This window comes from Legionella maceachernii (assembly GCF_900167045.1).
Lineage (GTDB): Bacteria > Pseudomonadota > Gammaproteobacteria > Legionellales > Legionellaceae > Tatlockia > Tatlockia maceachernii.
Map to the genome: position 1 here is coordinate 355,982 of NZ_FUXJ01000002.1, position 17,365 is coordinate 373,346.

Here is a 17,365-nt window from a genome sequence, read left to right on the forward strand (position 1 = left end):
AGTTCAAAGAATAAGGAAATAAGTAAAATGACTGATCTCATGATAATGGAAGTTGGAGTCCAAAACCTCGGTGTTCAATCGAGAGTAAAAGACATAAACGACTTTTCTTTCATTCCCCCATCTTTAGCGAATACCAATAATATTCTAGAACCCATCAGTCTCGACGAGAATGGCGAATATACTTTTGTCGCGAGTGAAATTTTTTCTCCTTCTGGCGCATTATATGATAATGAGATAAAAGTTCTCGAGTGGCGTCGGACTATTGATGGCTGTTTAGTAGTTGAGATCTATACCACCAAGCAGGTTAATTTATTTACAAATGTTAAAGTCAAGGAGTGCTTGGTTAGTGCGAAAGGTCCCTTATTTATCCAAGGCCAGATAGAAGCCGATACTGTAGGTATTCAGGCGGAAGCGTTAGGGGTATCAGGTTCTCTTCAGTCCAATAGCTCAGTCATTTTGACGGCAAAGCAAGGTATTGGCCTTTTAGCGCCAATTAATGCAGAAAATTTAAGCATTCATGCTGCGTATGTTCATCAAGGTGCTAATCTACACCTAAATGGGCACCTTGATGTCTCTACGCAATGCTTCAAACAAGAGCCATCGGTTAGAACCAGAATAAATACGTTACGCTTAATCGCTGAGCAATGTGAATTAAGTGGCAATTTTTTAGTGTCTAATGAGTCATTTATAGTAGCCAAGGCTTGGATTTGTGGTGATAACCAAAGTCAGTCTACTCTGCAATTTTCCGCTGCTAACTATATCCGAGCAAGAAACCTTCAGATTCGCGGAGATACTGAGGTTTGTATTGGTCATCCTAATCGGGATGACAGATCGATTTTTATTATCAATGAGACTATGGCTGTGGATAAGCTTGCGGTCATGGATTTCCATCATGTCAATTCTTTTGCCAATGAGCTTGATAATCATGGTGAGTTTTCTCTGCATCGTAGCATGGTTGAGATTAAAACCCTAAAACAAAACGGACTTTTTGAAACAGAGCGATCTTTGGTTAAAGTAGTAGCCCATTTAGATCATCGTCAAGCTTCATCGGTGCTAAAAAATAGTAGGCTTGTTTCATTTAAAACAAGTTGTGAAGGGGGATTATTTTCGCTCGATCAATGCGAATTTCAAGGGGATTCTTTTAGTAGTTATGTTGGGTCTTTTGATTTTGAGGTCAAAAATAAAACTAAAGTTGAAGTAAACGCGTTAAAGCTTTCAGAAAAAACAGTTGCAAGTTGGGTTGATGCTTCAGTGAAAGTGAATGGGATGATGTTCTCAGCTGCAACTTTAAATCTAGAGGCCGTAGGCCTGATAGCGGACAAAATAAAAAGCATACGAAATAAAAGCACAATTCATAATTCCAGTGTAAGAGCACAAACTCAAATTGAGTTATGTGATGCAGTTGAATTGAGTAATATCAGCTTATATGGAAAAAATATACTTTTGAATGGACATTTAGCAATTCAAAAAACGAAAATGTCCGCGCAATTTTTAAATATAGCTTCAGCTCAAGCAGAAGTAAACTCATTAATTTTATTTTCCAACCGGTTGAATATAAAGGGGAGTAAAGAGCCCGATCGAGTTGTAATTAAAAATAGTGAGCTATCTATTCAACTGTTCTCTTCCCAAAACTGCGTCACTTTCTATTCCAGTGCTATTCTTGGTGTTTCCAAGGAACTATTTCGCTATGATTTAACCCGATTAAAACTGATAGATTGTAAATTTATTACCAAAAACGCAGTATGCCAGGCAATAGATAGTGAGCTAAATTTAGAACATTTTAGCACTTTTCAGGTTGGGTTATTGCATTCACAAGGTGCGATGAAAGCAAAGGATTCTCAGGTTTCATGCACTTTCCTTTGGCAGGATAAAGCCAATTGGAAGAGTGAATCCTCTACCATTGAGGTGCAGGGTACCATTATTAGTCAAACCAGTACAATGGAGCTAAAAAAATCAGCTTTTCAAGCTTCATTGATGAGATTCCAGGATACTGAATTTAACCTTCAAGAAGGGAGTCAGTTAGACGCTGGAACAGTCATGACCAATTCACATACCATTTTAGCAAGTAATCAATCTAAACTTCTTGCGGGTAAATTTCTCTTACGTGGACGGACAGAAATTTGCGAGAGCCTTTTAGCGGCCGAAGAACTTCGCATTTATGATGAATTTAGAGCAATTGATCAGTCAATTGTCTCAGTGGATGACCTCATTACCGTGGCTAAAGATGCTCATGCTGAATTTACCTATTCCAAGGTTAATACTTCTAAGGTTCAAACGTTTGGTGAGGTGGTGGTTAGCGATACTGTCGTGAGGGCTAATACTCAAGTTGCAGTCTGGTCTAGTGGAACATGTACGCTGGAGGGAGATGCGCTAGTTTCGACAGAAAATATGGTGATACGCGGAGATTTAGTTACACAAATGGCTACTGTGCCGAGATTAAAGCCAGAAGAGAAAATTGATGAAGAAGAAAACGCACCTGCACCTACGCTTCATGTAACAGGCAAATTGCATCTAACACGAAACGCCTCTATCGAAGGAACTGCTGACTTAAAGATTGAAGCCAACGAGTTTTTACATGCAGGCTCTACGCATATAGATGGCGAATTAAAAGCACGGGGAGAGATTTTCAGTAACCATGGGACGCTTGAAGCTGATGCAATCTATTTAGGTTTTGATGACAAAATTCTTAATTTTGGCTCTTTTTACACTAATAGCATGTTAGTGCACAGTAATTTTTTGAATCTAGGAGGTTTTGTTTCAGCCAAGCGTTCATTATCTATCGCTGGATTTTATGGAATTAATTTAGGCCTCATTGCTGCTAACAGTTATTCCAATTCAACATTATTATCGATAAATGGTGGCTTAGTCCTCCCAAATCTTGCAGCAGATTGGGGCGATATTCTCTCTTGGAGGAATCTTGCGGCATTGGCTAAAATCACCGCTACGACATTAGTACCCACTTATGCCCACACCATTAATATGCTAGCCATGGCTCCAAGCTTATATAATGGTGCTCGAGGATTGTATCATTTAGCAAATAATTTTAATTGGAACGCACGAAGCCATCAATGGATGGCGCAAATGTGCCAATTAAAGGACATCGCCTTCAGTGCTTGGAATGCTTTTAACGTTGGTCAAGCCATTCCAGGGGAACTAGCTCATTTAAGTTCTGATTTTCCTGCTTTTACAAGTTTGCTTTTCGATGTGAACACTTATTCCTATGCAAATTTTAAAACCGCTGCATCCAAGTTTGATTGGCAGCATTTTGGTTTTCGAGCTGCCGGCGCTTTTTTAGGTAATTATTCGGAATCAGCTTTACTTGGAGTTAATTATGGCGTCGCGTTAGCACCTTCCATAATGCAAAAGAACGCATGTACTGTCAATCTAGGTGTCGAGGCTTCCTTAAATTACAATGCTGAAACCCCCTTTTTCTATAATGGCGGTTGGATAGACAGTAATGAGTTTCGCGTAACAACAGATTACTCTTACAACACGGGCTATTTAGAAGGGATTAATCAGTTTACTTTCGAAGCGAAACAAATGGTTAATCGCGGAGAAGTTGATGGCAAACATGTTCACATAACAATCGGGAATCTAGCTCAATACGGTCATTTTGCTTTAGAAAAAGGCCAAGTAAAGATTGCTGAATTTTCAGATAATGCAGAAGCGGATACAAAATACAGTTGGATAGTAGCAAGTGGTGATAATTTTAATTCAAATGGGCATTTAGAAGCAGACCATACGCAATTTACTTACACTAACCGTTTTCAAACCACTGAAACTGCATCCGAGCAATTTGAACACGTGTGGGTAAAGGCGAAAGAATTTATTCATGGTGGAGCACTCGATTATCAGCAATTCGTTACCATTGAAGCTGACACTGCCATATTAAAAAAAGACTCAGTGATACAAGGTAAAAAGACAGCCGAGGAAGAACTGTTTGTCCCTAAAAAAGATGAAAAAGCTGAGTCTGAAACAGAGTTAAGCGAAAAACCACCCACTGATTCGGAAAGCAAGGAAAAGGAATTTAAACCGCAGCATGTTCTTGTTTTTAAAACCAACAAAGAAGTGGTGGATGGCCGTTTAGCCGGAGGCGATTATACTTTTTTTCGGGGAATGCCGGTAGAGACAGAAACAATTGCAACTGACAATAAAGAGAACGATTCTAGTGATCAGAAAGAAGAAAAGCCGACAAAATCCAAGGAATTAATCTTCGGTGAGCATGCAAGCACCGATTTGACTTACGGTTCAGTTTTAACAGAATCATTAATCAATGAAGGCGATGAAAAATTTACCAAGTTTCAATTTGACGTTGATAATTTGAGCCAGCAACAAAAATTAGTTTTGGAGGATTGTGGTGGTGAAATAACCCATTTTGATGATGCACGGGCCGAGAGTACCACAATCAATGACTCGTGGTTAACGGGGGATCAATTTCATACGGAAAGCAATTTTGCCTCTACAAAATCGCATTTTGTATATAGAAATCAATTTGTTATTGAAGAAAAAGCTCAAGTTAAAACAGCAGAGCAGGTTAAAGTGATCACTGGTCATTTTGAGAATAAGGGGCAAGTCGCTTATGAGGGCATTCTAACGGTTGAAGCTGATTCGGCACTCCTAGCATCAGGTTCCGCTATAGTTGGCAAAAAAACGGCCAAAGAGGAATTGTTTGTGCCTCAAGAAGGTTCTACAGAAAAAGAGTTTAAACCACAGCATGCCTTCCTTCTTCAAGCAAATACAGAGCAGTTGCATGGGAAGATAGCGGGAGGGGATTATACACTCATCGCGGGAAAGCCTGCTAAAGAAGAAGAGTCAACTGATTCCTCACCTGGTGCTGTTAAAAAGAGTGAGTCGTTAGAAATTGGTCAATCCGCAGAAATCGATATAGCTCAAGCGACTATTGCAAGCAAAAGTGTTCATAATTCAGGTAACGTTCATCTTGAGAATTCCTCACTAGAGATAGATCATACATCCCTTGATGGTGGTGGACAATTAGCGCTTGTTGATGGCTCGTGGTTTACAGGTGATACGCTTGATACCCAAGATGCTACGTTTAATTTAGATGGGTCAGTTGTTAAGCTAGCGCATACCCATTTTGGTAGTATGAGTCGGGAACAGTTTAAAGACTCAATCCTGAAATCCACTGAGTTTCGCGATGAAAGTTTGATGACTTATCAGGGGAGGGTCGATATTCTGACTGATCAATATACCCATTTGGGACGTGTGAGTAAGGGAAATGCTGATGATCAGAATCTTTTTCATGTAAAGGCGCAAACAGCAAATTTATGGGGTAGCGCTGATCTCGATACAGGTGTTTTTGAAATTGCTCATTTTGCGGATAGTGCCAATTTTATTTCAGGGCTTGGCCAATACAGCAATTACCTTGCTAGCAAAGAGATGATGGTAGAAACGCAAGATTTTGTAACTTTAACCAACCCGATTTATCGAACCTGTGACGTAACGGTTAAAGCAAGTGGTATTACGATGATGACTGATGACTACTTGCCTCGAGACCTCAGTTTAATTTCAACAGCTGGTGATGTTTATTTGCTGGGTAATGTAGCTAACAATAATCTTTATGTGCAGTCAGCCGGTAATATCTGGAATAATCACGTGCTTTATAACAATGGAGTAGGCCAATTTGTAGCTGCAGGGGGTTTTTATAATTTGGGTGGGGTTATTAATGCCGACACCGTTAATATTAAAGCAGGGGAAATAAAAAATGTTACCTCTGGTTCTTATGCAGCCTCTGCTCCCTGGCCAATAAGCGTTGGAGAGGTAGGTGCTATTTGTGGGCGAAATGAAGCTTATCTTGAAGCGACTAATGGAAACATTGAGAATTACGGTGGTTTTATTGGTTCTGGAAATTATACGCAGCTTATAGCGAGTGGGAATGTTGTTAATGCCTGCAATATTGGTTTCCACTTTGGCCCTTATGACATCATTTATGATTTCAATGGTGGGGTAATCGCGGGGGGGAGTGGCTTAGGTAAAGATGGTGGAGTTGGTCTTTATGTAAAAGCGGGTGGCAAAATTATTTCCGATGCTTCCGACTTTATCAGTAATGGCACTAACTATCTGGAAGCCGATTCGGGGTTTGATTTTAGCGCGCGCCAACAGACTTATGTTTCTGATGTATCAACGACAAGTACCTGGTACGGAAAGGAAACAACCCACATTGCCACATCGACTACGGTAAAGGGCGCTAATGTTATTTCAGGTACTGGGGTTAATATTTTACGCACACAGTATGGTGGTGTTAATGCAGTAGCAGCGCAATTTATTTCGCCTGGCGGGACTCAGATTTATGCACAAAATGATGTGCAATTATACAACTTAAAATCGCAAAATAGAGTGTACGATTCCACCAGTAAGTTGTGGGGCTTATCTAAATATTCTCGATCGGGGATTTATGAAAGCTCTACGCCCACCGTATTCATGGATAATGGGTCAACACGTATTTTTTCCTCTGAAGGCTCCATTGAAGCCTATGGTACTTTGTTTATTGGTGGAGGGGATTTAGAATTAGATGCGAGAAAGCGCCTTAAGTTTAGATCCGATATTTTGCAGCACGAAGTGGAAGAGAAAACGCGAGGATTGTCCATTTCGGTACCTGGAATGGGCGCTTGGCAATCTTGGAAGAGTGGTGGCCATTGGTGGGATATGGCGGCTGCAGAAGATCCCACTTTGTCGAAATTTAATTCGCTGTTTCATAGTAATAATCCAGCCGAAGCTTTTGCCAATTCAGCAAATCTAGGTATCAATTTATATAATACAGCCGATAGTATGATGCGCGGTTTCGCTCAAGATACACTGGGGGACGAGCTATTGTCGCGTTACCGTCTTGGTGGTAAAAATGGATTTTCACCCTCAGTAACCTTGTCGTTGACAGAAAGTAGTACGACTACGCGATTCCAAACTGTAGCAGATAGTGGAATTAATCGAGGGGGAAATGTCCATTTAAAGGCGGGAGAGGGAATTACTCTTGAAAATGGGGTCAAAATTCATGCTGGGAGCAATATGGATATCAATGCTCCTGAAATCATTGCAAAAGCTGCGGAACTCCGTTCATCAATAGACCAAAAGACGAGTACTCAATCAGTTACTCTATTGCCTGCGGAGATTCTTACTCATCCTATCCAAGATGTTTCTCTAGGCTATTCCCACACAGTGACTGAATTAACTAATACAGCCAACGCGGAGCTTTCTGCCAATGGCAATATGCATCTTCATTACCAAGAAGGTGCTGTTCATCGAGTGGAGCTTGATGGGGCAAGGATAGACGCAGGAACACTGGATGCACAAATTGAGCACTTAAAGATTATTGATAAGCAGGATAAGTCGTTCACTCGCACGAAAGCGGGTAGTGTCAGTTTACTGGGCCAAATTTCTGCCTATCAAGGCGAGGGAGATGCTGCCATAACGAAGCAACACAGCGGAATTCATGTAGTTGATGGTATTAATACTAATGGTCACGTTGTCGAGGTAGAAAGTGCATCGATGAAAGGAGGAGAGATTGTTACTGAGGGTGAAAATCACATCCATATCGATAGATTAATCGCGGAAAATGTCTGCGATTATCAGGCCTATAATGGCGGTGGTGTTAGTTTGAATGTGAATGACCTGCAGAGGTTAGCTGGACAAAAACCAACAAATGAAGTCGGTGAGCAAGCCATTGCGACACTTTCAATCGGCGTTGACCACGTCGATTATCAGGCCAATAATCAATCGGTGGTTCATGGAGCACAAGGTACTCAGGCTGAAATAGTTGAGTTAACCGGCAACATCCATACAGAATCGGCAGATGGAAAAACGGTGTTTAAAAACAAGGAAGTGAGCTTAACATTAGATGTTCCCTTAACAAATACGGACTATCTTCAGCAAAGCCAAAATAATATAAAAAATGGTATGCAACGTTTTTCAACAAAAAGCGATGAAAATCATTTACCAAATGAACCCCCGATTCCCGAGCCAGTAGAACAAATTTTGCCCTCAAGAAGAAACGAAGAAGAGGAAGAGGAGGAAGAAGAGCAAGGGGAGCCGCGCGAAAAACCCCATGAGCTAGAGCTTGAGTCGCCCGCGAATAAATCGATTAATACCTCTAATCCCAGCGAATTAGATCCTGAGGCTTTTAAGGCAGCCTTAGCATTGTATATGGCATCAGACGACCAAAATCTTCTAGAAAATACTCCAAGTGCCGCTCCTTCTCCGGGGGAAAAAGATACCAAAGCGGATCAATACAATTCAATACAGCTTCGATTAAAAAATGCAATACTTAAAGCAATTAAAGCGGGGGCTGAAGATGGATGGAGTCGTCTCGGTAAGCAATTTGATAAGGAAACAGTTCACAAATTAATAAGGCTCTCTTCAGAATCTGGAGTTGAATCGAAGTTAGTGATGAAAACCTACTTTGGAACAAAAGGGTTACTCATTACCATTATGTTTAATTTAGGTTCAGCTTCTCTTGAAGGTAAAAAGAAAATACTGCAAGACGCTGCATTAAGCACAGGAGGAGATATAGTATTTGGTCTTGTGCTTAAGTACGGTGCCCGTTCTGCTGCTGGTCCTGTCGGATGGGGTGTCGTTGCTTTGGACGCGATTGATACTCTGGTATATGATCAAAACTATGTGGACAAGTTATGCGAGGAAAGCATCCATCATTTGAATGAATCCCAACAGTTATTACACCAGGGTAATTATTTAGGAGCTTATGGCATGCAGCAACTTACTGCAGCACAAACCGAGCTTGCTGGTCGTGCCCAAGCATTTCATGCCTTAAAAGAGTTTTTAACAGAAGTTCCTAAGGAAATAGTAAAACTACCTAGTAAAATAGCAGAGAGCGTTAGGAAAGAAGGACTTAATACACAGAAATCTCCTCTTTTACCGACCGAGTCTAGAGGTTCTGCCCTCGATAGAAATCGATTTTTCGGCAAAACTCAGCAAAAAGAGGAAGATAAGATTGGAAAAGAACATACTACCGTGCTGGGGGCTTCGTGAAATATAAGAGCAAAACAATTTGTTTAATTCTATTTTTATTACTAGCAAGCTTCACAGCACTAGCTCAGCCAACTAAATGGGAAAAGCTTAAAGAAAAATTTCTGCTCGCCAAAGAACGTGGTGAATATAGACGCGCACTCGCCATTGCTCACGAGGCTTTTGAGGAGGCAATGAGAAATGATCAACGCAAGATTACTTGGAGTTGGTATTTTCTTGGGCAATCCTATTCTAATCAGGGACAATATGAGCTTGCTGAAACGATGTTTAATTTTATTTTACCTATTTGGAAAAAGGAGTATGGTGAAAATAGTAGTGCAGTGACAATAATAATAAGTGAGCTTGCTTTAGTTTATCGTGAGCAAGGAGATCTTGCTAAAGCTGAACAATATTCTAAAAAAGCCATTAAGCTGATAACTCAATTAGACGGTAAAAGAGTAATTTGGGGAGTTAGTCTTGAAAAAATAATTAGCTTAGTGGAACAAATTTTGGGAACAAATCACCCTGAGTTAGCTTCAAGCCTAAATTCCTTGGCATTGTCCTACTATAAAAAAGGATCCTATCAAGAGGCAGAAGCTCTTTATCTTCGTGCAATTGAAATCGTCGAAAAAACCTTTGGAGAAGAACACACTGAACTGGTTTCTTATAGAAATAATTTAGCTGAACTATATTTGGCAAGGGTATCGTGATAAAGCAAAAAAATTGTATGACAAAGCTCTAAAGCACGGAATAAAAAATTTAGGGGAAAATCATCCAAACATAAAAATAATTAAACAAAATCAGAGAACGATGTAAGCCGGGTATACAAGGGCGCGATTTACTCAAAGCGATCACTGATGCCATCCTATATCATTATACCTCAATCCGGTAATACTGGCTCCAGTTAAGTTTTTGAAAGAAAGCAAGTAGCTTTGATGGAGACGCAGTCGTAATCAAGGTTTTCATGTATCCGGACGTGGACGTTTAAAAGTCACTGTTAATTGTAGAAATCAGTTGAATCTGGCGTTTAGGCGAAAGAGAAACTTAATAGTCCGCCAGAAAATGGATAAACCTTGATTACGACTGCGTCTCCATCAAGGCTACGCTGGCTAAATGTGTTTTAAATGACTTTTTAGTTCTGGTGTATATACAAATTTAGTGTTTTAAAAATGAGTTAATATGGGAAAAATCAGCTATTCACAAGCGCGTAACCATTTAAAAGCTGCGTGCGAGCAATACATTGCTCATAATCAGGTACAATTGGATGGATTAATATCTATTGATCCGTGGTCTCTAGGCTTACCTTTTACCCCCCCCCGGTTAGGATTCCATAATTGGATCTATAGTGTCTGTTGGGAAGTGCACAAAAACCTTACATTTAACAATCAAGAAATGTGTAACAGTAGCACGGAGAAAATTTTACCAGTTCTAAATAAAGAGCAGAGGCTTGAGCAGAGTGACCGTAGCAATGTTTTGCATAATCTGCAAGCATTGATTGAATTATCTCATCTTATTCTAGACCAGCGGGGATTGGGGCAACGAGCAGATTGCCCACAGCTGAGCAATTTACCTCAAGAAAATGCTCCATTTTCGACAAAAATTCATTATAGCTTTGAGCATTTACTCAATTTGTCGCGTTTTATGTCTAATCAGCCTGAATTACAAGAAACTCATATGCCTTTGATTCATGATTACCTTATTACAATATATTCTAGTTTTGCGGGCTATGTTAAAGGTATAGCAGTAAGAGAACTTCAGTCCACTTTGCAGTCAGACTTAGGTGACAAAGAAGCAGTTGAAGCAGTGGAAATGCAATTAAACAACAAAGTAACCCTTGGAATATTGAGAGAAAATCGTCAATCTTCATGGGAACAAAATTTAAAATTGTTATCAGTTATTTCTATGTTAATCGGTGTGGGGATATTCACGACTTTAGGCTTGGCTTGTAAACGCTACTATGATTCTGGTGGTACTAGTATCAATTTTTTCAAACCGCTGTCAGAGAATTTGTGTGAAACAATGATACAGATTACGGAAAATACTCATCCGCACATGCCTTGATGCAACAGCAAGCGTAGCCCGGATGAAGTAAAACGAAATCCGGGGATATTCAAGTCCAATATCCCGGATTACGGCTGCGCCTACACCCAGGCTACGCCGGCTTTCAAATTTCAATGCATGTGTTTCATGCGACGGAAATAGGCCCGAAGGTGCAAAAATTATTGCAACTTCACTCTGATAAAATGAACATAAGTTTTAGCAAAATATTCAGATAATCTTATTTTAAAAAGATTTTAAACAGGGTGTAAGAAGAAATCACGTTGTACTCTTTGATAAAAGTTTGTTTATTATTTATCATAGCCCCCAAATGTACTAAGCCAGTTGTTATTATGTCAAAGCATTTAAAGGTGCAAATAAACCAAACTGTTCAAATAAACACACATCATGTTGTTCAAAATCGGATAGCTAAGAGTGCAGATATAATTAAATTGATCGGACAAGCCGAGTTTGTCGATTTATTTAAAAAATACCGCCCTGTTTTGTCTCAGCAATGTAATGAGCATTATTTAAGTAATCCAGATTTATTTTGGAACCATTTATTTGGAAATATTGGTTGGGCTTTGCAGCATGGACAGAATAAAAAGGCAAACTATCTAACTGAAGAATCTGCTCACCTGATTTTACAGAATTTCGAGAAGTTTGTTAGCGGATTTGATTTTTATAATCGCCCTCGTGGCTTTTTAATGATTAAAAATCCCCATACCGGCATTTTGGATGTTCTGCATTACAGTTCTAACTTTCATCAACTACAAAAAGAAAGCCCGCCTAATTTTTTGGCTATCTCACTTGATTCACCTGATTCAGAGCAAGCGATGCCTTCCAACCCTCATCCATTCAAAGGACATCAGAAAGAGTGGTATGACGCTTTGCAGCAAAAATGCAGGTTAGCGAATGGGCAAATAATTTGTACCGAGCAAGAATTACAGTCAGCATTTATTCGTTTTTCTCAAACCATCGAAGAATTTGGTTTAGAGTTTTATCCACCGGTGTTTGAGTCCAAATTTCTCAATTATCCTGTGAACCCTATAGTGCTACTTGCGCGCTGGGAAACTGTTTTACGCAATCGTAATTTAAAAGTGGCTGATAGAAAAGCACAGTGGGATATTATCTTAGCTCTACACCTAGAAACTGGTGACAATGCCATTCGAGCGATAAGCGATTATGAGAATGATAATAATCCTTGTGGTATTTTGTTACCCGAAATGAACTTGGTAAAAGAAGATTTTTTAGAAACGGAAAATACTCAGGGAGAATTGAAAAGGTATTGGGGATTTCGCTCTGTATATGAACCTAAGGCAATCAACAACATAAAGGATTTTTGGCGTTATATCGCTTTTCAACCCAATCGTCATTCAAAGCAATTTTATATTGAAGCGTTAAAAGCGATTCAAGAGATCGAATTAATAAACGATGTTAACCAACTGAAGTTAGTGCAACTCTTGGTATCGGCCACCACTGGTTTCAATGCAGCTCATGATTCAACGGAAGAAGATCATATACTCGCTATCTGGATAGAGATATGCAGTATTATTAATCGCTGGGAAACGATGAATCCTATTACTTATATGTTGGGGGGGATAATTTCCCAGCAAAAAAAAAGTGAGCTCCGCAATGAGCTAGTAGATCATCTATGTCGGTTAGAATCCTCTCCAAATATATTTTGGCTTAACATGATATTTGGGCATATAAAACACTATTTTTCCCGAGCGACAAGCACAGACGATTCCCCTTTAAGAAAATTATCAAATTCGCTAAATTTAGTCGTTTCTCGTTTGAAAATGGCTACCTACAAAGGAGCAAAATTTCTTTGTAACAATGGTAATTGGATAACCACGGGCATTAAAGATTATGTAGAAATGCAAGAGCGGCTATGTGATACAGCAGGGCCTTTACACTCCCTCTTAGCCGCACATTTAAGTACATTCAATGTCAAGGACGAAAAAAGATATATAGAAGATATTGGAAAGTTACATTTTATTGATAATGCCTTATTAATTTTTACTCTTAAAATCCTTGAAGATATTAAAACCAACAAAGATTTAAAATGGAATAATCTTTTTACGATTTGCAGTTTAATCAGTTCAGGGAAACTCAATACAGAAATGGAGGTTTTGAACTATTTAGAAAAAAATCTAAGTCGGGTTTTTGAAAAAAATTATTTTACTCAGAAAAAACAACAATTGCTTCAAGCTTTAAGTGGATTAAATGTTGAGCAAATTGCCTTTATTGATCAGCTTGGTTTTTCCACAGAGCAATCAGTTAATATTAAACGAATTTTATCGTTAGTAAGCACTAAAAATCCTTTATTAGAAGAAAATAAATTTCAAAATTTGGCTTTAAGATTTCGCGATTTCTCTCAGATTTTCACAAGTAGTGATGTCGGCAAATTTTTCAATAATCTTGCAGATTTAGAGTATTTGATTACTGATCTAGATGATCTTAATAGTCTCCTCGATCTCCTCATAGAAAAAAGAAAGTTAAGCGATTTTGAAAACATTTATTTTCGCAATAAGATAATAAAAAACGATGATCATTTACTCAAAAAATTTAATTACTATATTAGCTCAATCCAGGGCATAATTGACGCTTATCCCGGGCTAGATCCTGCCTCTTTGCAGAATTTTTTTGCTATTTTCATCCTCCATTCAAATCCAGATGAGTATGATGAAGGGCAAGTTGCAACCCTATTAAGTGATTTAGAGGAAATCATTCGCGTTAATCCACATATTCAGAACTATATTTTTCTCAATTTGCAAAACATCTCAGAAACAGATAAGCCGAATTATATTAGCAATACGTTGCAGTTTGTCCATACATTAACGTCAATTCATAAACTATTATCAACTGAGGATGGCCGTTCCGACATCCAAAACATGCAAATTTTTTATACTTTATTGGCGAAATACGCGCAAAATCCACAGGCTTGTATTGCCTTATTTACCTTACTGCAAGATAAAAATTTAGATTTAGAAAAAATTAAATTTATTATCCAATTAATTAGCCGATTACTAGCAGAAAATCAATCTTTAGATAGTATCCAAGACACTGTGAAGTATATTGTTTTTTTAAACTCTGAACGTTATCAACATTTTGTTAATTGCTATCAATATCCTCCTTATGCGCCAATTCAAACTTGGCATGAATGGTCACAAAAACCAGAGACTCTTTTAAATCAATACAGAGAATTTTGTCTCAGCCCTTTTGGTACCAGAAAATTAGAGTATGCGTTTGATCTTCAGCATTACCATAGACAAAAATCATTGTTTAACGGCTTAATTCGCAATGGTGAGCCTTTTTCACCAGATCTGTTTACTGACGAATTGGGACAACAACTCAATGAAGCATTAACAGAAAATCGGCAAAAATCCATTCCTGAGTTACAACAGATCTATCAAAATGCTTGTGCTAAAAGAGATAAGCTTAATATGTTGTGTGCAGCGATCGAATTACTAGCACGCACTACATCGCAAAAAGATTTAACTTCCGATCGGCAAATCAGCCAGGAAATGAATACTACGCAAGTCATGACAGCGTATGCGGCGCTTGCTCATCCTACTGCAAAATTACAGTTTGAAATGGATACAGGAGAAGGAAAGTCACGCGTCTTAATGGTTTTAGCTGCATGTAAAACGCATTTAGGTTTTACCTCAGATTTTATTACAGCTGATTTCCAATTAGCTGAGCGTGATTATTTTGCTTATAAATCATTTTTTACTAGCCTAAATATACCAACCAGCCTAATTACTCTATCGACTCCGGAATTATTGTATCAGCGCAACGGAGTCAACTTTTCAGACAATGAGCAATTACAATTGGCTCGAAATAAAAGTGATATTGATAACAAACCGTTTGCCTTTCTTAACCCCGATCCTACTCAACGATGTCTTTTATTAGATGAAATTGATAAGTTTAAAAAAGATAAAAGCCAATATGCCTGCAATTATGCAACTCAATCTATTAAATTTCAGGAGTTTACCTGGATTTATTCGCATTTGGTGCAATTTATGCGGGCCCCAAATAATTTTAAACACGGATTATTAGAAAGATCAGATTATCAAGCAAAGGTAGACGCTTTTTTAGATTATTTATCGACTCATGAAACCGATCCTGTCCGTATAGCGCAAACCTATGCATTCCATCATGCTCATCCTGATCAAATTTCCATTTGGTTGCATTCCGCTGATCTTGCAATAAAGAAAATGAAGTTAGGTTCGGATTATGCTATCACTGAACAAATGTTTTCTGTATATGATGGCAGTAATATTCGTTTGTCGCAGAAAGCCCTGGTACTTAATAATGGCCGTCCAGCCGAGGGGGCTCTCTTTTCAGATGGCGTGCATCAATGTTTGTTAGCTTTATTAAACATTCAAGCGGGTAGTGAGAAGTATGTTATTCCTCCTGAAATTGAAACACAAAGAACTTCTTATTCTATTAATTTTATAAATAAATATGATGAAGGACAGATTATTGGCGCCAGTGCTACAACACGTAGTGCAGGACCAATAGCCGATCCTGTCATTAACCATGAAAATTATGGTTATTTATCGGTACCTAGAGAGAGACCGTTACAACGTGAGGTTAAAAACATATGGCCCGCTAAAGATCGTAAGCAGCAAATAGAATTTATCAAACGAGTCTTATTAGAAAAGTTAGCAAAAGGTTCGCCCGCTTTGATCATTTGCAAAGATGATAATCAAAGCTTAGCTTTATACAATATTCTTTCAAAAGATCCTGAATTAGCAGGAGTATTCACACGGATTCATGGTTTAAGTACACCCGAAGAAGAAAAAGAAGCAATCAAACAAGCAGGGCAAGCTCGACAAGTTACTTTTTCAACAGCTGGTATGTTTAGTCGAGGTGTAGATATTGAAGCTAATAATTTACTTGTTTTAGCGGCTTATGTCCCCACCCTAGACGATGAAATTCAAATTATGGGACGCACCTCCCGTGCGGGTAAGCCGGGGGAATATCAAATGATTCCCGATCTAAGTGATGAAGATCTACTCATAGATGGAAAGACTTACAATATTTATAACGAAGTGGATAAATATCAGAAACGCTTGGCTGTGGAAGCCGAATTCCAAGAGAGTGTGAATGTTCTTTACGCATTGTTTTTAGAGCAAATTACGCAAGCTTTTTTGCAAACTAGGCCCAGCCCAGACCAAACTGAATTGTGGTTATTGAAATGGCAGGATTATCTCAATAATATGCAAAAAAATTGGGAAAATAATAGTGAGCTATTATTGAGAAGTTTAAATGAAAATAATAAAGATCGCTTTATTGCCCAATTTGAAGGATTTACCCAAAAATGGGGTACGCAATTGGTGAAAATTTTTCCTAATGCTCCTATTGAACCTACTTTTCTTCTAAAAGATAAAACCACAAAAATTTTTGATAGTGCCGCCCACCAGGTCACATTTTTTCAGCCTAAGCGACAGGCCATTAAAGTACAACACCGTTATGATCCAAGCGATGATGGACAAGCTCGTATTTATGATTCTTTGTTTGTCGACATAAAGGCAAGTTTCCGTGGCGAGCGGCAGTGGTTTGCAGATTTCTACGCTTGGCGTGACGGCCGTGGTTCATTGTTTCCTAATTTAATGGCTGCATTGCATGGAGAGCGGCCGTTGTTTGCTGATCTCATTGAAACAGTTAAGCGCTGGATCAAAGAGTTAAAAGAATACTATCAAGCTAGTTTTGTCGACGAACCCAGGAATCAAACTGTTCCTTCTATTGTGGTGTGTTAGTCGCAAAGCGAAGATTGTAAACCCTCAATTAGCCGTGAGCATTGTGGCCTAGTGTAGCTATATCTGGACAAGAGGTATGGAGAATAAAGAGGGTGAGAAAATTATTCTGCTGAGAGGAGGTTGGCGTTGCCCCTATAAAACCGGACCGTCATTACCTCAAAGCAGCAAGTAGTCTTGATGGAGACGCAGTCGTAATCAAGGTTGTAGTGGTGGGATTCTGAAATCAATACCCTAGGTAATATCTTGGAGACAACCATTAGAAATGGCGAGAAAACTTAAAAAAACAAGTTATGTAACAACGCAATTTAACGGGTACAACGAATGTATAATAGGCTTAAGTGGTTACCGTGATCTGCGCATTTTGCCTGATTCGAAATCAGTAATAGAGCATTGCCAGTAGTACATTAAAAGTCATTTGTTGATTCAAGTGGTCATTAATGAAGGATGCATTGGGTTGAAGAAATTTTATTAGCTAAAGCCCTACGGTAGTGCGTTATTATTCAGCCCTATCAATGCTTTGTGGTTTGATTTTTAATTTTTCTTTAAGGTGAATGAGTTATTCTTAAAGAAGACTGGATTTTGAG

Annotated in this window: 4 protein-coding genes; all 4 read left to right on the plus strand. The window is 38.8% G+C overall.

The features are described from left to right. The first annotated feature begins 27 nt into the window (after positions 1 to 27). Positions 28 to 8,997, plus strand: coding sequence for a hemagglutinin repeat-containing protein (locus B5D33_RS01570; protein ID WP_058452552.1), 8,970 nt, complete (start codon positions 28 to 30; stop codon positions 8,995 to 8,997). 170 nt (positions 8,998 to 9,167) lie between these two features. Further along, positions 9,168 to 9,683 carry a tetratricopeptide repeat protein gene (locus B5D33_RS01575; protein WP_234802429.1) on the plus strand — a complete coding sequence of 172 codons (516 nt, stop codon included), beginning with the start codon at positions 9,168 to 9,170 and terminating at the stop codon, positions 9,681 to 9,683. Between the two features lie 469 nt (positions 9,684 to 10,152). After that, positions 10,153 to 11,034, plus strand: coding sequence for a hypothetical protein (locus tag B5D33_RS01580; protein ID WP_058452554.1), 882 nt, complete (start codon positions 10,153 to 10,155; stop codon positions 11,032 to 11,034). A gap of 329 nt (positions 11,035 to 11,363) precedes the next feature. Further along, on the plus strand, positions 11,364 to 16,781 hold the full coding sequence (locus B5D33_RS01585; protein WP_058452555.1) for a helicase-related protein: 5,418 nt from the start codon (positions 11,364 to 11,366) through the stop codon (positions 16,779 to 16,781). The last annotated feature ends 584 nt before the right edge of the window (positions 16,782 to 17,365 follow it).